Origin of the sequence: Variovorax sp. ZS18.2.2, assembly GCF_024701975.1 — a bacterium.
GTDB lineage: Bacteria > Pseudomonadota > Gammaproteobacteria > Burkholderiales > Burkholderiaceae_C > Variovorax.
Map to the genome: position 1 here is coordinate 147,984 of NZ_JANLNM010000005.1, position 16,022 is coordinate 164,005.

19 protein-coding genes are annotated in these 16,022 nt (G+C 63.1%); 5 read left to right on the forward strand and 14 right to left on the reverse strand.

The features are described from left to right. The first annotated feature begins 39 nt into the window (after positions 1 to 39). From NU688_RS20035 to NU688_RS20045, 3 genes are all read left to right on the forward strand, one after another. Complete coding sequence (locus tag NU688_RS20035; RefSeq protein WP_257862559.1) at positions 40 to 333, forward strand: hypothetical protein; 294 nt, start codon at positions 40 to 42, stop codon at positions 331 to 333. 269 nt (positions 334 to 602) lie between these two features. After that, positions 603 to 2,552 carry a cytochrome c/FTR1 family iron permease gene (locus NU688_RS20040; RefSeq protein ID WP_257862560.1) on the forward strand — a complete coding sequence of 650 codons (1,950 nt, stop codon included), beginning with the start codon at positions 603 to 605 and terminating at the stop codon, positions 2,550 to 2,552. 212 nt (positions 2,553 to 2,764) lie between these two features. After that, on the forward strand, positions 2,765 to 3,949 hold the full coding sequence (locus NU688_RS20045) for an MFS transporter (RefSeq protein ID WP_257862561.1): 1,185 nt from the start codon (positions 2,765 to 2,767) through the stop codon (positions 3,947 to 3,949). Positions 3,950 to 4,021: 72 nt separating this feature from the next. Here the strand turns inward: NU688_RS20045 and NU688_RS20050 are convergent, their stop codons facing one another. From NU688_RS20050 to NU688_RS20095, 10 genes are all read right to left on the reverse strand, one after another. Beyond that, positions 4,022 to 5,218: an MFS transporter gene (locus tag NU688_RS20050; protein WP_257862562.1), complete on the reverse strand. Its 1,197-nt coding sequence runs from the start codon at positions 5,216 to 5,218 to the stop codon at positions 4,022 to 4,024. Between the two features lie 16 nt (positions 5,219 to 5,234). Further along, on the reverse strand, positions 5,235 to 5,948 hold the full coding sequence (arsH, locus tag NU688_RS20055) for an arsenical resistance protein ArsH (RefSeq protein WP_257862563.1): 714 nt from the start codon (positions 5,946 to 5,948) through the stop codon (positions 5,235 to 5,237). Beyond that, entirely contained in the window at positions 5,938 to 6,996 is a 1,059-nt protein-coding gene (gene arsB / locus NU688_RS20060) for an ACR3 family arsenite efflux transporter (RefSeq protein ID WP_257862564.1), read from the reverse strand. Before arsB ends, arsH begins: the two co-directional genes overlap by 11 nt. Positions 6,997 to 6,999: 3 nt before the next feature. Beyond that, positions 7,000 to 7,488 carry an arsenate reductase ArsC gene (locus NU688_RS20065; RefSeq protein ID WP_257862565.1) on the reverse strand — a complete coding sequence of 163 codons (489 nt, stop codon included), beginning with the start codon at positions 7,486 to 7,488 and terminating at the stop codon, positions 7,000 to 7,002. Next, positions 7,485 to 7,994 (reverse strand): arsenate reductase ArsC, encoded by a 510-nt coding sequence (locus tag NU688_RS20070; RefSeq protein WP_257862566.1) that lies wholly within the window; start codon positions 7,992 to 7,994, stop codon positions 7,485 to 7,487. Before NU688_RS20070 ends, NU688_RS20065 begins: the two co-directional genes overlap by 4 nt. Continuing rightward, the gene (gene arsN2, locus NU688_RS20075; RefSeq protein ID WP_257862567.1) at positions 7,987 to 8,490 is read right to left on the reverse strand and encodes an arsenic resistance N-acetyltransferase ArsN2; all 504 of its coding nucleotides are present in this window, start codon (positions 8,488 to 8,490) and stop codon (positions 7,987 to 7,989) included. Before arsN2 ends, NU688_RS20070 begins: the two co-directional genes overlap by 8 nt. A 10-nt stretch (positions 8,491 to 8,500) precedes the next feature. After that, positions 8,501 to 8,980 (reverse strand): ArsI/CadI family heavy metal resistance metalloenzyme, encoded by a 480-nt coding sequence (locus NU688_RS20080; RefSeq protein WP_257862568.1) that lies wholly within the window; start codon positions 8,978 to 8,980, stop codon positions 8,501 to 8,503. A gap of 11 nt (positions 8,981 to 8,991) precedes the next feature. Further along, positions 8,992 to 9,315 (reverse strand): helix-turn-helix transcriptional regulator, encoded by a 324-nt coding sequence (locus NU688_RS20085; RefSeq protein ID WP_257862569.1) that lies wholly within the window; start codon positions 9,313 to 9,315, stop codon positions 8,992 to 8,994. Positions 9,316 to 9,576: 261 nt separating this feature from the next. Continuing rightward, complete coding sequence (locus NU688_RS20090) at positions 9,577 to 9,963, reverse strand: hypothetical protein (RefSeq protein ID WP_257862570.1); 387 nt, start codon at positions 9,961 to 9,963, stop codon at positions 9,577 to 9,579. Positions 9,964 to 9,976: 13 nt separating this feature from the next. Continuing rightward, complete coding sequence (locus tag NU688_RS20095) at positions 9,977 to 10,360, reverse strand: YkvA family protein (RefSeq protein WP_257862571.1); 384 nt, start codon at positions 10,358 to 10,360, stop codon at positions 9,977 to 9,979. 90 nt (positions 10,361 to 10,450) lie between these two features. Here NU688_RS20095 and NU688_RS20100 point away from each other — a divergent pair, with 90 nt between their 5' ends. Next, positions 10,451 to 11,107, forward strand: a complete 657-nt coding sequence (locus NU688_RS20100) for a Chromate resistance protein ChrB (protein WP_257862572.1) — start codon at positions 10,451 to 10,453, stop codon at positions 11,105 to 11,107. Positions 11,108 to 11,169: 62 nt separating this feature from the next. Further along, positions 11,170 to 12,180 carry a COG4280 domain-containing protein gene (locus NU688_RS20105; protein WP_257862573.1) on the forward strand — a complete coding sequence of 337 codons (1,011 nt, stop codon included), beginning with the start codon at positions 11,170 to 11,172 and terminating at the stop codon, positions 12,178 to 12,180. A 152-nt stretch (positions 12,181 to 12,332) separates the two neighbouring features. Here NU688_RS20105 and NU688_RS20110 read toward each other — a convergent pair whose 3' ends face one another. From NU688_RS20110 to NU688_RS20125, 4 genes are all read right to left on the reverse strand, one after another. After that, positions 12,333 to 12,899 carry a phosphatase PAP2 family protein gene (locus NU688_RS20110; protein WP_257862574.1) on the reverse strand — a complete coding sequence of 189 codons (567 nt, stop codon included), beginning with the start codon at positions 12,897 to 12,899 and terminating at the stop codon, positions 12,333 to 12,335. Between the two features lie 183 nt (positions 12,900 to 13,082). Further along, positions 13,083 to 13,469 (reverse strand): hypothetical protein, encoded by a 387-nt coding sequence (locus NU688_RS20115; RefSeq protein WP_257862575.1) that lies wholly within the window; start codon positions 13,467 to 13,469, stop codon positions 13,083 to 13,085. Positions 13,470 to 13,660: 191 nt separating this feature from the next. Beyond that, complete coding sequence (locus NU688_RS20120; RefSeq protein WP_257862576.1) at positions 13,661 to 14,797, reverse strand: nickel/cobalt efflux protein RcnA; 1,137 nt, start codon at positions 14,795 to 14,797, stop codon at positions 13,661 to 13,663. A 163-nt stretch (positions 14,798 to 14,960) separates the two neighbouring features. Continuing rightward, positions 14,961 to 16,022 carry an alpha/beta fold hydrolase gene (locus NU688_RS20125; protein ID WP_257862577.1) on the reverse strand — a complete coding sequence of 354 codons (1,062 nt, stop codon included), beginning with the start codon at positions 16,020 to 16,022 and terminating at the stop codon, positions 14,961 to 14,963.

Sequence of the window (16,022 nt, forward strand, 5' to 3'; positions counted from 1 at the left end):
CTCGCGTTTGTTTCCGTTCACCAATTCCAGGAGTTCATCATGAAAAAGTCATTCCTCATTCTCATCGGCGCCCTGACCTTGGGTGTCGCCGCAACCGCTCTGGCAGGACCTGACTTCCAGGTCATCGAGCAAGGACGCAAGGCCGCACAAGTTGCAGCCGCTGAACGCCGAGCCGATACGCTGGCCGGCAAAGGCGCGCCGAACTGCCCGCCGCCGCCACTCGTCCTGCCGTTGGACCATGGCCCGCGTGCACTGACTACGCCGGGCGAAAACCGTTGGCGCAAGGCACGGTACGAAGCCGAGTTGAAGGCTTGCAAGAACATGCCGTCGTAATGCCTGCCAGCGCCCGTCAGCCACCTGCGTCTTTCGGGTGCTGAGGATTTTTGTGGCTCGCGATCCTGGCTGACATGGGCGCCAGTCTTGCGATCGGTTTCAACAGCCTGCGCCTGCTTCGACCAGGGGCGACGACAGCTGAGGGGGATTTTCCAGGGCCGTGTGACCCCGCCTTGTTCTTGCGCGCCTGGCCAGGAGTCATTTCCATCACTTACCCGAGCAGCGAAGCGAGTTTTCAATAAAATGAGAATCAATAGCACTACAACAACATGAAAATGCTCTCACTCTGCGCCAGGCGATTCCTGGCTGTGACGGCGCTTCTCGCGCTCTGGACGTCTTCTCTTGCTTGGGCTGCGGACTCCGCGGCGAGCGATCAAGCCAAGCAGACTTGGCAACTACTGGATTACCTTGCGGTCGACTACGGCGGCGCGGTGAGTGGCGGCAAGATCCAGAGTGCCAGCGAATACGAAGAAATGAAGGAGTTTGCTGCGACGGCTGGGCACCAGCTCGCCGCACTGCCGAGCACGCCGGCACTTCCGGATCTGCAACGCCAAGCCACGGCGCTGAGCGAACTCATCGCGAACAAGGCCGACGCGAAGGCTGTGGCCGACAACGCCCATTCGCTGGCTGCGGCACTGGTCAAGGCCTACCCGTTCCCGCTCTCGCCATCCAAACCACCGGATCTCGTGCGCGCCAAGGTGCTGTTTGAAGCCAACTGCGCGGCGTGCCACGGGGCGACCGGCCGGGGCGATGGCCCGCTCGGTGCAAAGCTGACCCCGCCACCGATCGCGTTCACCGATCGCGACCGGGCACGCTCGCGCAGTGTGCTCGCGCTCTATCAGGTCGTCTCTCAAGGCGTCGCAGGTACGCCGATGCCCAGTTTCGCCACGCTGTCAGACGAGGATCGGTGGGCATTGGCATTTTTTGCAGGGACGCTGTCGCACGACGACGCCATGCGCACGCGCGGTGAACAAGCCTGGGGCCGGGACGCCTCGGCCAAGGCCGTCTTTCCCGACTTGGCGGCCGCCGCGACATTGACCGAGGCTGCCTTGTCCGAGCGGATGCCTCCAGACGCAGCGCGCGACCTCACCGCCTACGTTCGAAGCCACCCGGAAGCGACTGTTGCAACCGGCGGTACGGGTGGGCTGGGTCTGGCCCGCACACGCCTTCAGGAGAGCCTTGCCGCGGCGCGCGCGGGGGATCAGGCCAACGCGACACGGTTGGGCTTGTCGGCCTATCTGGATGGCTTCGAGCCGCTTGAACCGGCATTGCGAGCGCGCAACCAAGTACTTCTCACCGAAGTGGAGAACTCCATGCTGGCCTACCGCGGCGCGCTTGCCAGCGGCAAGCTGGAACAAGCGGACGCTGCAGCGCAGAAGCTCGATTACCTCTTTGCCCAAGTCGATAGCGAGCTGGGAGCGGACAAGGCCGACCCGCTGACCACCTTCATTGCGTCGATCACCATCCTGCTTCGTGAAGGAGTAGAGGCGCTGCTGATCGTCGTCGGCATGGTGGCTTTCCTGAAGAAAGCGGAGCGGCGCGATGTACTGGCCTATGTCCATGGCGGCTGGATCGTGGCACTCGCCTGCGGGGGCCTGACCTGGGCCGCGGCAACCTACTTCGTGAGCATCAGCGGCGCCAGCCGCGAAGTGACCGAAGGGGTGTCCTCGCTCTTCGCGGCCGTCGTTCTGCTGAGCGTTGGTCTCTGGATGCACCAGAAGAGCACCGCTGGCAAATGGCAGGCCTATCTGAAGGAAAAGCTCTCCGCAGCCATGACACGCCGATCGGCATGGGCATTGTTCGCGCTGTCGTTCATTGCCGTCTATCGAGAGGTCTTCGAGACGGTGTTGTTCTACTCTGCACTGGCAGGTGACGGCAACAACGGCGCCTTGCTCGGCGGGCTGCTGGGTGGGATGGCCGTCCTCGCCGTCCTCGCATGGCTCATGCTGCGCACCAGCGCGCGCATGCCCATCGGTAAATTCTTCAGCCTCAGTTCGATCCTGGTGGCGGTGCTCGCAGTCGTGCTCGCTGGCAAGGGTGTCGCGGGCCTTCAGGAGGCGGGCTGGTTGAGCGCAAGTCCGATTCATTGGCCGCGCATCGAGGTACTCGGGATGTATCCGTCCGCTGAGACCACAATTGCGCAAGCCGTGGTCCTGGTCGTTGCGCTGGCGGGCTTTGCGCTGAACTCGGTGAGGGCACGACGGCCTCGGCCAGCATGAAGCAAATGGCTGCAAGCCATTGAAGCGAAGGGTTTGGCGTGTCGCTGCAGCTTGGCAGCACAGTGACATAGTTGATCTGCGCACGTGTTTTCAGTGCATCAGAAAACTCCATTGAGCACCCCAGCCAACTGATTGCAACGGGACGGAAGTGGTGTTGACCTGCTGCGCAGCCAGAATGCGCTGTATCTCTGCGCATACTCAACAAGGTCCATATGGCAACTCGCAACGATCTCCCGATCCTGCGTCAGATTCCGAGCGGTGTCTGGGTCCTCGGCTTCGTGAGCATGCTGATGGACATCTCCTCGGAAATGATCCACAGCCTGCTGCCGCTGTTCATGGTTTCCACCCTGGGGGCCAGCGCTTTCGCGGTCGGATTGATCGAAGGTCTCGCCGAGGCCACGGCGCTGATCGTCAAGGTCTTCTCGGGAACGCTGAGCGACTATCTCGGCAAGCGCAAGGGCCTGGCTGTGTTCGGCTACGCCCTGGGCGCGCTGACCAAGCCGCTGTTCGCGCTGGCTCCCACGGTCGGTATCGTGCTGACGGCGCGCCTGCTCGACCGGGTCGGCAAGGGCATACGGGGCGCGCCCCGGGATGCCCTGGTCGCCGACATCACACCTGCGCACCTGCGCGGCGCGGCCTTCGGCCTGCGCCAATCGATCGACACGGTGGGGGCCTTCCTCGGCCCGCTGCTGGCCGCGGGCCTGATGCTGCTCTGGGCCAACGACTTCAGAGCCGTTTTTTGGGTCGCAGTGATCCCTGGATTGATGGCCGTCGCACTGCTCGCGTTCGGACTTCGGGAGCCGTCGCCTAGTCAGGGTGAGAAGCGGATCAACCCGATCCGCCGAGAAAATCTGAAGCGCCTCAGCGCTGCTTACTGGTGGGTGGTGGCCATCGGCGCGGTATTCACGCTGGCTCGGTTCAGTGAAGCTTTCCTGGTGCTGCGAGCCCAGCAAAGTGGTATTCCGATGGCCTTGGTGCCACTCGTGATGGTTGCGATGAACCTGGTCTATGCGCTGTCGGCCTATCCGTTCGGCAAGCTCTCCGACCGCATGAGCCACACCCTGTTGCTGGCCTTCGGCCTGGTCGTGCTGATCGCGGCCGATCTGGTCCTGGCCGCCAGCAATCACTGGGGCGTGGTGCTGGCCGGCGTCGCACTCTGGGGTGTTCACATGGGCATGACGCAAGGCCTGCTGGCTGCCATGGTGGCGGACACTGCGCCTGCGGACCTGCGAGGCACAGCCTTCGGGTTCTTCAATCTGGTTAGCGGCCTTGCCATGCTGGCCGCCAGCGTCATTGCCGGCCTCTTGTGGGACAGGCTTGGCGCATCCGTCACGTTCTATGCTGGCGCGGTCTTTTGCGCGATGGCGCTCGCAGGGCTGGCATGGCAGCGCCGATAGGCAAGTGGCGACTGCGAGCAGGCTCGAATGGCTGCGCCTTGAACGGGACACGCCGGTTTCGGAAAGCTGATTTCAGCTAAGTTGGGGCGCGAGAGCGGTCTTTTTCATATCAGCAGTCATGATCACCAGCGCGAGGCAGGCGGACAGGCCAAGCATGGCGGAGAACCACAGCGCACTGTCACCCCACCGCTCCACCGCGATGCCAAACAGAAACGGGGCACCGGCCTGCACGATGCGCGCCGGCACCATGAGGAATCCCTGGCGCTGCCCGTAGCCCTTGGCGCCGAAAATCAGGAGCGGTAGCGTCCCAATGGCGATGGTCAGAATGCCGTTGCCCAAGCCGTGCAGGACCGCGAAGACGGCGGCGGCCGACGTGCCGAACAGGCCGAGGCACAGCGCGCCCAGCGGATGAGCGAGGGTGGCCAGTCGGGCCGATAGCAAGGGATGTGCGCGCTTGAGAAATGTGAACTCAATCACTCGCCCCACCACCTGGGCCGGCCCGACCAAGGCAGCGATGCCAACTGCCGCGGTCAGCGTGGCACCGCTGGCCAGCAGCAGTTCCGGAAGGTGCGCGGCCATCGCCGTGCTGATGAACCAGGTGACGGCAAAAACGTAGGCCATCAGGATGGCGGCGCGACGCTGCTGTGCTGAAGAGAGCCCGGTTCCGACATTCTGCGTGGAGGTGGTGGCCTTCGACACAGGAACAGCGTGGGAAGCACGTGGCAGGAGCATGTTGAGCGGCAGGCCGATCACCAAGTGCATGGTCGCCCAGGCAAGGCACGCCCCGCGCCAGCCCACCGTGCTTTCCAGATACGCCGACAGTGGCCAGCCCACGGTGCTCGCAAAACCCGCGAACAACGTGATGCCGGTGATGGCGCGTCGCGCATCCTGGCCGTGCAGACGCACCACGGTGGCGAACGCGGCCTCGTAGAGTCCGCTGCCCATGGCCAGGCCCATCAACGCCCAAGCGGCGAACACATGGCTGGCCTGCGTGGCCTGGCTCAGTGCAACCAGCCCTGCTGTGAACACGAGGTTGCTGGCGACGAGAACCGGTCGCCCACCCAGGCGGTCGATGAGCCGGCCGGCGAAGGGGCCGACGCCAGCCGCGACGAGCAGCGCCACCGAGAAAGCACCAAAGACCGTGGACGTGGAAATGCCGATGTCCTTGCCGATGGCACTGGCCAGCACCGCGGGAAGGTAGTACGACGAAGCCCAGGCCAGGGTCTGAGCCACACCCAGCATCACTGTCGTCGTGGTCTTGCTTTGCACCCTGGGTTCGCCTCGCTCAGATGCTGCGCAGGTTGACCCGCTTCGACAGAGCTTCTGCGCTCTCGCGCCGCTCGCTGTAGCGATCGACCAGGTAGTCGGCGCAGTCGCGCGTGAGCAGCGTGAACTTCACCAGCTCTTCCATCACGTCGACCACGCGCTCGTAATACGGCGAAGGCTTCATGCGTCCGGCCTCGTCGAACTCGAGAAAGGCCTTGGCCACCGACGACTGGTTGGGGATCGTGATCATGCGCATCCAGCGGCCGAGCACGCGCAGCTGGTTCACCGCGTTGAAGGACTGCGAGCCGCCCGACACCTCCATGACCGCGAGCGCCTTGCCCTGCGTGGGCCGAACGGAGCCCATCGCCAGCGGAATCCAGTCGATCTGGGCTTTCATGATCCCGGTCATGGCGCCGTGGCGCTCGGGCGATGTCCACACCATCCCTTCTGCCCACTGGCCGAGCTCGCGCAGCTCCGCCACCTTGGGGTGGTCGTCGGGCTCCGAATCCGGCAGCGGCAGGCCTCGGGGATCGAAGATCCGCGTCTCGGCACCGAGCGCGCGAAGCAGCCGCGCTGCTTCCTCGGTCAGCAACCGGCTGTAGGACCGCTCGCGAACCGAGCCGTACAGCAACAGAATGCGCGGCGCATGGGTTGAGCGCTGCGTCGGCAGCAGCAGATTCAGATCGGTCTTCTCGAACAGCTCAGGATCTACGTTCGGAAGCTCACGACTCATACCAACCTCGCGACGAGTTCACGACCTTCACCACTGCCAGCATGATCGGCACCTCGATCAGCACGCCCACCACGGTGGCCAGCGCAGCGCCCGAGTGAAAGCCGAACAGGCTGATGGCCGCGGCCACGGCCAACTCGAAGAAATTGGACGCACCGATCAACGCAGACGGGCAAGCGATGCTGTGCTTCTCGCCGAGCTTGCGGTTGAGCCAGTAAGCCAATCCGGAGTTCAGCACCACCTGGATCAGGATCGGCACCGCAAGCATCGCGATCACCAGAGGCTGCTTGATGATGGCTTCGCCCTGGAATGCGAACAGGAGCACGAGCGTCAGTAGGAGCGCCGCGATCGACCACGGACCGATGCGATGCATGGCGCGTTCGAAAGCGGCCGGCCCGGCCTTCAGCAGCTGCTTGCGCAGCAGTTGCGCGAAGATCACCGGCAGCACGATGTAGAGCGCCACGGAGGTGATCAGCGTGTCCCACGGCACGGTGATGGCCGAGAGGCTCAGCAGCAGGCCGACGATGGGCGCGAAGGCGAACACCATGATGGCGTCGTTCAACGCGACCTGCGACAGCGTGAAGACTGGGTCGCCACCGGTCAATCGGCTCCAGACGAAGACCATCGCCGTGCAGGGGGCGGCGGCCAGCAGGATCAGGCCGGCCACGTAGCTGTCGAGCTGGTCGGCCGGAAGATAGCCGGCGAACACCTGGCGCACGAAGAGCCACGCCAGGAAGGCCATCGAGAACGGCTTCACGGCCCAGTTGATGAACAGCGTCACGCCGATGCCGCGCCAGTGGTTTTTCACCTGCGCAAGGGCTGCGAAATCGACCCGCAGCAGCATCGGGATGATCATCACCCAGATCAGCACGCCCACGGGGATGTTGACCTTGGCCACCTCGAGGCGGCCCACCGCCTGGAATGCCGCCGGGAACAGCTGCCCCAGCGCAATGCCGACGACGATGCAGAGGAACACCCACACCGTCAGATAGCGCTCGAACACGCTCATGGGGGCCGCGCTGGCCCGCGGACTCTCGATGACTGCGCTCATGGGTCAGCTTGCAGAGATGCGGCGCAGCCGCTCTTGCAGCTCGGCGTCGCTCATGGCTTCTGGGTTGTCCAGCGCGAGCAGCTGCAGCATGCGGTAGGAAATCGCCTGGCGCGTCAGCTCGAAGGCCTGCCGTTTGGCGTTGTCGCCGCCCTCGGTGTTGGACGGGTCCGGATAGCCCCAATGAATCTTGACGCGCGTGCCCGGCCAGTAGGGGCAGGTCTCCTGCGCCGCACTGTCGCAGACCGTGATGACCACCTGCATCGGCGGCGTGGAGAACTCGTCCCAGCTCTTGCTGCGAAAGCCTTCGGTGCTCACGCCGGCGGCCTGCAGCACGTCAATGGCAAACGGGTTGATTCTTCCGCTGGGCGCGCTGCCGGCGCTGAACGCCTTCACGTCCTTGCCGAGCTTCTGGGCCCAGTGGTTGAGCATGCCCTCGGCCAGCACGCTGCGGGCGGAGTTGTGGGTGCAGAGGATCAGAACGTTGAGCGTCATTGCGCAGCCTTTTGAGCCTTGCCGATGTCGCGGATCTCGCGCTGGATGGCCATCGAGTCGAGCCGGGCCAGAGGCAATGCCAGCATCAACTCGATCCGGCGCTTCAACGTGAGCGCCGTGTCCATGAACTGGCGCTCGGTGGCTTCTTCCGGTCCCGCGAAGGCTGCAGGGTCGGCCACACCCCAGTGTGCCGTCATCGGTTGGCCGGGCCACACCGGGCACATCTCGCCCGCGGCCTTGTCGCAGACTGTGAGGACGAAGTCCATCACCGGCGCATCCGGCTTGGCGAATTCGTCCCAGTTCTTGCTGCGATAGCCGGTAGCGGAAAGGTGCATCTTGTCCAGAGTGAGCAATGCATAGGCGTTGACCTTGCCGGCAGGATGGCTGCCGGCGGAGTAGGCCTTGAATCGCCCTTTGCCCAGTTCGTTGAGCAGGCCCTCGGCCAGGATAGAGCGCGCGGAATTGCCCGTGCAGATGAACAAGACGTTGTAAGTTTTTTCAGCCATGACGATGTTTCTCGGTAGAGGAAGTGGGGTTGATCTCTTTGAACATGCAGACAGCCGAGGCTGGACACAGGCTCTTGAACTCGCTGCTGGCCTGGACGGAAGCCGGCAACGCCGTGCGATCGCAGCGCTCGAAACCTCGCGTCTCGAAGAATGGCTCTGCCGTGGTGGTCAAGATGCAGAGGCGATTCACGCCTTTCGATGCAGCGAAGGCTTCCATGGTCTGCAGCGCTTGGTCGCCAACACCATGGCCGCGAGCGTCGGCGCGCACCGCCAGCGAACGCAGTAATGCGGTCTCGCCGAACCGCTCCAGACCGACACAGGCAAGAATCCCTTCGTCGCCGGCACGGCTCACAAAGAATGCTTCCATGTGTTCTTCTTGAAGATCGGATTCGGGCAGGCCGGCATCGCGAAGAAGGGATCGCACGGGCGGCAGAGACGCGGCCTCTGCGCGAACGAACAGCGATCTGACCGGCGATTCGGACGGTTCTTGGGGCATGGCTCAACCCTCAGCAGCAAGCGCCCTTGGCGTTGCCGGACACGTTGACCGGAATGCCTCGGAGGGCACCAGGTGCGAAACAAGCGGAATCTGCCTTGGCCACGGGTTTCTGTTGACCGTAGACCGGCACGGTGCCATCCAAGGTCTGGAAGTGCTCCCAAGCGATCCCCTGCGGGTCGGTGACCCAATGCTTCTCGCTGCGCGCGTAACAGCACACCGTTTCGCCCTCGTCGAGCAGGGTTCGATCGGCGGCCAGGCCGCGGGTCTTCAACTCGGCGAGTTCTGCCTCGTCCTCGGCCTGGATGCCGAGGTGGTCGATGCCTTTGCTGTGCCCCACCGTAGAGATCGCGAAGTTGATGCGCGGATCGTCGAGCATCCATTTCGCATAGTCGGTTTCGACGCGCGCCGGCGGCGATGCGAACAATTTGGAATAGAAGGCGATGCTCTTGGCGAGATCGTCGACATGCAGGTGGACGTGGAAACGCTTCATGGGTCACTCCTTCAGCATTCGCAGGCAGTGGAACTGTCGGTGAGGCACGCCTCGCCCTGACAGCAGTTCTCCGTGAGGTAGCCGAGCAACGCATTCATCTGCTCGAACACCGCGCGATAGATCAGATTTCGACCGTCACGCTCCTGGCTGACCAGGTTGGCGTGCGTCAGCTCCTTGAGGTGGAACGAGAGGCTGGTCGAGGGCACACCGAGCTGCTCGGCGAGCACGCCGGGCGTGAGCCCGGCATGGCCGGCGACGACCAGTGCACGGAAAACTTGCAGGCGTACGGGCTGGGCCAGTGCAGCCAGAGCTTGAATGACGGTTTTTTCTTCCATGATTCAATAATAGTTGGATCATGGAAATATTTCAACAAGTGTTGAATGATCGAGATTGCACACCAGAACTCGACGAGGCCGGAGCTTTACGGCGTCCGCCAGCCACTCCGGTGACCAGCCGCAGTGGCATCGTGACGGACATCGCCCTCAGTGTGCAGATAGGTTCTCGACAAACTCGCGCAGCCGTCGCTGGTGCGACGGCTTGCTACCTGATAGGTCGTAGCGGTGCAGCGTTTCCGCGTCGAAGGGCCGAACCTTGTCCTATCGCTCCGACCACGCGGCGAACCACAGCCAGAGCCACCCAGCCACCGCTGACAACGCAAACACCAACATGAGTGCCGCCGACGCACGGTCGAGCCAGCCAATACAGACGCCGATCCAATCGTCGCTCCTGGTGCGGCACTCTTTCCATACACCTCGCGGCAGCATGCGCAACGCCAGCCACGACAGGGCCGCCAGCAACACCAGATCGTCCAAGTAGGCCGGCATGGGCAACACGTCCAGGGTCCAGTCCACGGGACTCGCCGCGTAGGCAACAACGAACAGCCCGATGGCCTTGGTCAAAAGCGGCGTCTCGCGATTCCAGCAACTGAGCCATAGCGCCAGCAAGGCGCCTGCGCAACGGCGCGGCCATGCAGTGGGATTCATGGACGCTCTCTCCTTATCGAAGCCACAGCCACAAACCTACCCCAACTCCGATCCAGACCGCAACAACGAATGCGATGCCCCATGGGCTGCGCGGCTTGCCCTCGCCACGTCGCATCCAGTCGTCCGCCTGCACACGGCATTCGGCGAGCACGTCCTTGGGCAGCAGCCGGATCGCCAGCCAGATCAGGCCAGGCAGCAAGAGCGCATCGTCCACGTACCCCAGCACCGGGATGAAGTCCGGAATCAGGTCGATCGGACTGAGCGCGTAGGCCACGACAAAGGCCGCCAGCGCCTTGGGCAGCCACGAGGTGCCCGGATGGCGGCATGCGAACCACAGGGTCACGGCGTCGCGTTTGACGCGACGCGCCCACTGGCGGATGTTTTGAAGGATCGACAACTGGGACTTCCTTGTGGATACGGATGGGGCCGGCTTGCGCCGCTCAATCTTTGCCGATACATTGATGTTGTAACGACCGCTACATTATCTATGAATCAAGAAAAAAGACCCAGCTGGCTCCTGTTGACCTACAAGGTGCCCGCAGAACCCTCCAAGTTTCGCGTGGCGATCTGGCGCCGCATCCGCAGCCTGGGTGCCGTGTACCTGCAGAACAGCATCTGCGTGCTCCCCACCACGACCGAGCACCAGCGACAGTTCCGCATGGTGCAGGCCGACATCGATCGCGCCGGCGGCGAGGCCGTGATCTTCGAGACCCTGGCCCTCGACGGGAAGCAGGAGGAGCGCGTCGTGGCGTACTTCAAGCACGACCGCGACCAGGACTACGAGGAGTTCCTGGACAAGTGCGTCGACTACAAAAAGGAAATCGAGAAGGAGGTCAAGGCCGATCACTACACCTTTGCGGAGGTGAAGGAGAACGACGAAGACCTGAAGAAGCTCAAGAACTGGCTGGAGCGCATCAAGGCGCTGGACTTCTATGGCGCGCCGGCGCGCACGACGGCAGAGCAGCGCCTTGTCGAATGCGAAGAATTGCTTGAGACCTACGCCAACGAGGTGTTCGAGCGCGAGCAGAACGCCAAGGGCGAGCCACTGGAGAAGCCCGCAGCGGCGAAACGTGCATCCACCAAGACTCCAACGCCCAAGAAGCCGGCAGCGAAGAAAAGCGCCAAGCGCAGAGGCGACGAATGATGCCCGAGCTCCTGCAGGAGCGTTTGCCACGCGTGACCCAAGGCTAGAAAAAGGAAAACTCGATGATTGTCTGGACTTCCGCCGCCCCGTCGATGCTTGCTTCCTTCATGGCCTCGACGGTGGAGTTCGTCGAAGCGCTGACCATCGTGCTCGCGGTGGGCGTAGTGCGCGGCTGGCGTTCCGCCTTGCTGGGCACCGCCGCCGCATTGGCGGTGCTCGTGGGCCTGGTCGCCGTGCTCGGCCCCTCATTGACGCGCATTTCGCTGCCAATGGTGCAGTTGGTAGTGGGCACTTTGCTGCTCCTGTTCGGCCTGCGCTGGCTGCGCAAGGCGATCCTTCGCTCGGCCGGCGTGCTGGCGCTGCATGACGAGGCCAAGGCCTTTGCCGAAGAGACTGCGGCGCTGCGCGCTCAGGGTGGACAAGGTGGTGTAGCTCGCCAGGTCATTGACAAGCTGGCCTTCGCCACCGCATTCAAGATCGTCATGCTCGAAGGCATCGAGGTGGTGTTCATCGTTGTCGCCATCGGCGCCAGCGGGCAGATGATGGTCCCGGCCTCGATCGGTGCTTTGCTAGCGCTGCTGGCCGTGGTGCTGCTTGGGCTGTGGCTGCACCGGCCGCTGGCACGCGTGCCGGAGAATGCGCTGAAGTTCGGCGTCGGGGTCATGCTGGCCGCGTTCGGCACCTTCTGGGTCGGCGAAGGTATCGGGCTCGAGTGGCCCGGTGCCGACTTGGCGATCCTCGCCTTGATCGGCGTCTATCTGGTTGCGGCACTTGGACTGGTGCAGGCGTGCATTCAACTGCGCAAGGCGTCTGTTGCCGTGTCCAAGGCTCCAGGCAAAGCCGCTTCAACCGCCGGTGCCAAGCCGGGTGTGCTCGCCGTGATTGGCGGCGAATTGTTCGGGCTCTTCTTCGATGATGGATGGCTTGCCGCCGGCATCATGGTCTGGGTGCTCGCCGCCTGGTTCAGCGAAACCCGCCACGCCGTCTCGGGTCCTGTCGACGGGGTGCTGTTCGCCGTAGGCCTCACGGTCGTGCTGGCGGCCAGCGCTGCCCGCCGTGCAAGGGCAAGGTGACGCGCATTTCGTCGCGGTTGATCCGAAAGGCGCGACGCAAATGCAAAGCGCGGCTCATGTGCTGTGCGACGCAGGCAAGCAAGTGCTGCCTGTTCCTCCAAGACAAGTGTCGAGATCCTCTGGCCCGGCGGCACGAGAGACGCGGGAAGCCGCTACATATCGGCCGCGCGGCGGTGTGCCGTCCTGGCCGTTGCAACAAAGTGATGCCATAGTTTCTGGAGCGTCAGGAATGTGACGGCCAACACGGCCGCAAGCAACAGGCCCGCCACAATGTCCAGCGGGAAATGAACACCGACATAGACGCGAGCCCAACCTGTCACAGCTGCAATCACGGTCAGGACGATGCCCACACTCCGCAGCCGTCGACGCACCAGAAACAGCAACGCAGCAGTGAACATGACCACGGCATGCGTGCTGGGTAGCGCGCCTCGGCTGCCGTGTTCAATGTAGGAAGGACTCAGGCCGAGCATGAAGGGCCGCGGTAGGTTTATCCAGGCTGCAAGGGCGTGTGCAAGGATGGCCGCTGCCCCACACGCAAGGAACACAGCTACGACGTAACTTCGCTCCGAAGGCTGACGCCACCAAGCCCAGGCCATCAGGAAGATGCAGATCCAGGCTCCGCCACCCGGGGCAATCACGCGCGCGAGAAAGAGAATCCAACGGGTGGGCGCGTAGCCTGCGCCGATCCATTCATAGAGAAAAGAATGGAGCGCCATCATCTGCGCTCCCGTGCGCCGCAAGCAGATTGGCGGCAAGGCAGCCAACGCGGCGGCCCGCCAAATTCGATGGCCGGACAGCGCGCCGGCTCGACATAGTGAGACATGGGAAATCCTTCGACCACGAAGAAGAAACCCGCCGCACCAAGTGCAGCAGGACTGTCGACGCCGCTTGGGCGTCGTGCTTCAGGTCGTCAGAGGAGGCGCTGTCTTCGGCGGCTGCCCAAGCCAAATGGTCGTCGGCGGAGATGCTCCCGACGGGGATGGGCGCTTGACCCGGACATCCTTGCCGCGGGGCACTGCGAACAGGCAAAGCGCTACCGTCAACGGCAGCAGCGCGAGCACAAGCGCCATCAGGCCATCAAGACCATGTTGGAATGTGTCCGGGTGATCGATGGCCGCAGCGGCCGGCACGAACACGGTGGTTTCGAGTTCGTCCGGATGATCCGCGCGGTCATCAGGCTCGAACTGGGCCGAGGCGCTCACATTGCGGATGCGCAAGCCCGGCTCATCTTCCCAGCCATCTTGGCAAAAGTGAACGGCCAGAAAGGGCTGCAAGGCGGCGAACAACACCCAGGCCAAGCACCAGAACGCAGGGTGCGTTGCAACAAGGTGATGGACACGTGCTCTTCGCATCGGAAATTCTATGAGCGTCCGACAGCGGAAGATGAACCCGGGCTGAACGCTTGCTTTCGATGCTTGACCGGGAACGGGGCTCTGCGCCATCAGAAAGTGGTCACTGCGGGCTGACTGTCGCTCTGGCTCTAGACCACGCCGGCGGCATGCAGCGACTGAACACCGTGATAGCCGACGTAGAGCCCGACCAGGATGATCAGGGCGCTCGACGCATACGGAGCCCTGCGCGCGAACGTTCCGAAGCCGGAGAAGCGTTTTGACGCGTGCTTCACGCCCAGGGCAGCGACGACGCCAGCCGCAACCATCGTGATCGCCAAGCCGATGCTGAAGCAAAGCACGAGGGACGCTCCGAGGGTAAAGCGCTTGAGTTGCAGGCACAGCAGCAGCACCGTGATGGCAGCAGGACAGGGAATCAGGCCTCCCGTGAGGCCGAAACCGATGATCTGCCCCGTGGTGACATTGCGGCTCGCAAAACGACGCTTGATGTCGTTGGCGTGCGCCCGTTCATGCGCGTCCTGAAAGCCTGGATCCGAGACATCCAAGCCATGGTCCCCGTGACCATGGCCGTGGCCATGCTCCACAAACTCCACATCAAAGCTGTGTGCGTGACCACCGTGCGCAATCGAAAGCCTGGCCGTGAATTCGTGCGGCTCGGGAATCTCGTCGACCGATTCGAGATAGCTGCCCTTGCTGGCCAGAACGAACGCTTGGCGCTCCCCACCAGGACGTTGCGTTTCGATGGTGACGGTCCGATCTTGCGGCACGGTGTCATGCCCCTCGAATCGGACGCGGAATCGAGGCGGAACTCCATCTTCGAAGACCTCGAGGTCAACGACCCCGTGGCCGGTATCGATGCGGCGCTTCTCCTCGCCATGGTCGAGGTGATCATGGCCGTGATCGTGGTCTGTCTCGATCCGCTCTCGCTGCTGTTCGCGGTAGGTGCGCCAGAGCATCCAGAGCGCAATCGCGATGATCAGCACAGCCGAAGCCACCTGAAAGTAGGGCTCGGTCTCCTCGGCACTCCAGTTGCGCCCGAGGTAGAGGCCACCCATCGCGACGGCCCAGACAACCGCCGTGTGCGAGAGCGTTGCCGCCAGTCCGAGCAAGACGGCCTGTCCGACCGTGCCCCTGACCGCAACGATGAAGGCAGCCATCATCGTTTTCGAATGTCCCGGCTCCAGGCCGTGCAGAGCACCCAGAAGGATGGCGGACGGGATGAAAACCCAGGCGTTTCCGGATTGAAGAAGTTGAGCGAAGTTATCCATAATTTTTGAAGGTGCGATGGGCCAAGACCCTGAGGGGTTCGCATGTTCGTCAGCCCCGAGCGGAGGCCTTCAACGTCCCCTTATCCTATCCTCCCCCTATGGATGCGGCAAACGAATCCCTTGTCGCGGGAGAGGACACGCGGCCATCCCAAACAAGACAGCCTCACCAAAAGCTTGGGTCACAGTGATTGCTGCGGCTTGACTCGACGACAGAGCGCACTGCCGCAACCACCGCCTGGGGATCCTCGAACTGAATGCCATGGCCGGTTTGATCGAGCACTTGGTGTTCGCTCCAGGTGGACCACCCGGCCATGTCCTCCTGCAGGTTTCTCCAGATGGCTTGAACTTGCTTCCCCTGCTGCACATCGATCTTCATCGCCCTCAGCTGTTCGGCCGGATAGGGCTTCATCGCGGTCAACACGTAAAGTGGCCTGCAGCCGAGGTCGCGGAATGTTCCTGCCTCGGCAAGCACCGCATCAAGCTCTTCGCTCTCCGTCATGAGCGCAGCCAAGGAGCGAGGCGCATACGCTCTCACGGCGTCGACATCGCGAGGGCCGCGATCTGGATCATGCGGAACGAGCATCGGACTGACAGCTCTGACCAAGCCTGTCCAGGCAAGGGGCGCCCCTATCCGAAGCAGCAGCGGCTTAGGTTTGGTCATGATGGGTTTAGTCTTTCGGACCTGATCCGGGTGCGAAGCATCGACCAGCACCAGACCTGCAACTTCTTCACCGAAGTATTTCGTGTAGGTCATGCTGTACGGCCCACCCAACGAATGGCCGACCAGGATGAAAGGCCCACTCTCGCCCGCGTTCTTGAGCGTCGCATGCAGGTCTTGCGCGACTTGCCTTCCGCTTTGCCGGCGGTGGGTTTCATCGCTCCACATCAATCCTGCTCGGCTGTAGGTGCAGGCGCGGGCGAATGCGGAAATCGGACGGTGAACCAGCGACCATGTCGTGGCCCCCTCCAAGGTGAGGCCTGCTTCGAACACCACGGTGGGGGAACCAGCGCCGATGCAGTGCAGCTGGACACGGCGCCCGCCGATGTCGACCAGTTTTCCGGGCGGAGGAAAATTTTCGGCCGCACGTTGCTGAGCTATGCGCTCATATGCCGCACCCAGTACCGCTGCTATCAGCAACGCGCCCGCGGTGACCGCAGTGGTCCGAAAGGCCCAGGATTTTGAAATGCTCATGGCATTTTTGTCCTTGATCAGCAGGAGATGCAC

Excerpts from the sequence above, each read along its gene's own strand:
- NU688_RS20045 (WP_257862561.1), top strand. The coding sequence starts at position 2,765 with ATGGCAACTCGCAACGATCTCCCGATCCTGCGTCAGATTCCGAGCGGT.
- arsH (WP_257862563.1), bottom strand. The coding sequence starts at position 5,948 with ATGAGTCGTGAGCTTCCGAACGTAGATCCTGAGCTGTTCGAGAAGACC.
- NU688_RS20080 (WP_257862568.1), bottom strand. The coding sequence starts at position 8,980 with ATGAAGCGTTTCCACGTCCACCTGCATGTCGACGATCTCGCCAAGAGC.
- NU688_RS20040 (WP_257862560.1), top strand. The coding sequence starts at position 603 with ATGAAAATGCTCTCACTCTGCGCCAGGCGATTCCTGGCTGTGACGGCG.
- NU688_RS20085 (WP_257862569.1), bottom strand. The coding sequence starts at position 9,315 with ATGGAAGAAAAAACCGTCATTCAAGCTCTGGCTGCACTGGCCCAGCCC.
- NU688_RS20100 (WP_257862572.1), top strand. The coding sequence starts at position 10,451 with ATGAATCAAGAAAAAAGACCCAGCTGGCTCCTGTTGACCTACAAGGTG.
- NU688_RS20110 (WP_257862574.1), bottom strand. The coding sequence starts at position 12,899 with ATGATGGCGCTCCATTCTTTTCTCTATGAATGGATCGGCGCAGGCTAC.
- NU688_RS20035 (WP_257862559.1), top strand. The coding sequence starts at position 40 with ATGAAAAAGTCATTCCTCATTCTCATCGGCGCCCTGACCTTGGGTGTC.
- arsB (WP_257862564.1), bottom strand. The coding sequence starts at position 6,996 with ATGAGCGCAGTCATCGAGAGTCCGCGGGCCAGCGCGGCCCCCATGAGC.
- NU688_RS20070 (WP_257862566.1), bottom strand. The coding sequence starts at position 7,994 with ATGGCTGAAAAAACTTACAACGTCTTGTTCATCTGCACGGGCAATTCC.
- NU688_RS20105 (WP_257862573.1), top strand. The coding sequence starts at position 11,170 with ATGATTGTCTGGACTTCCGCCGCCCCGTCGATGCTTGCTTCCTTCATG.
- arsN2 (WP_257862567.1), bottom strand. The coding sequence starts at position 8,490 with ATGCCCCAAGAACCGTCCGAATCGCCGGTCAGATCGCTGTTCGTTCGC.
- NU688_RS20065 (WP_257862565.1), bottom strand. The coding sequence starts at position 7,488 with ATGACGCTCAACGTTCTGATCCTCTGCACCCACAACTCCGCCCGCAGC.
- NU688_RS20120 (WP_257862576.1), bottom strand. The coding sequence starts at position 14,797 with ATGGATAACTTCGCTCAACTTCTTCAATCCGGAAACGCCTGGGTTTTC.
- NU688_RS20090 (WP_257862570.1), bottom strand. The coding sequence starts at position 9,963 with ATGAATCCCACTGCATGGCCGCGCCGTTGCGCAGGCGCCTTGCTGGCG.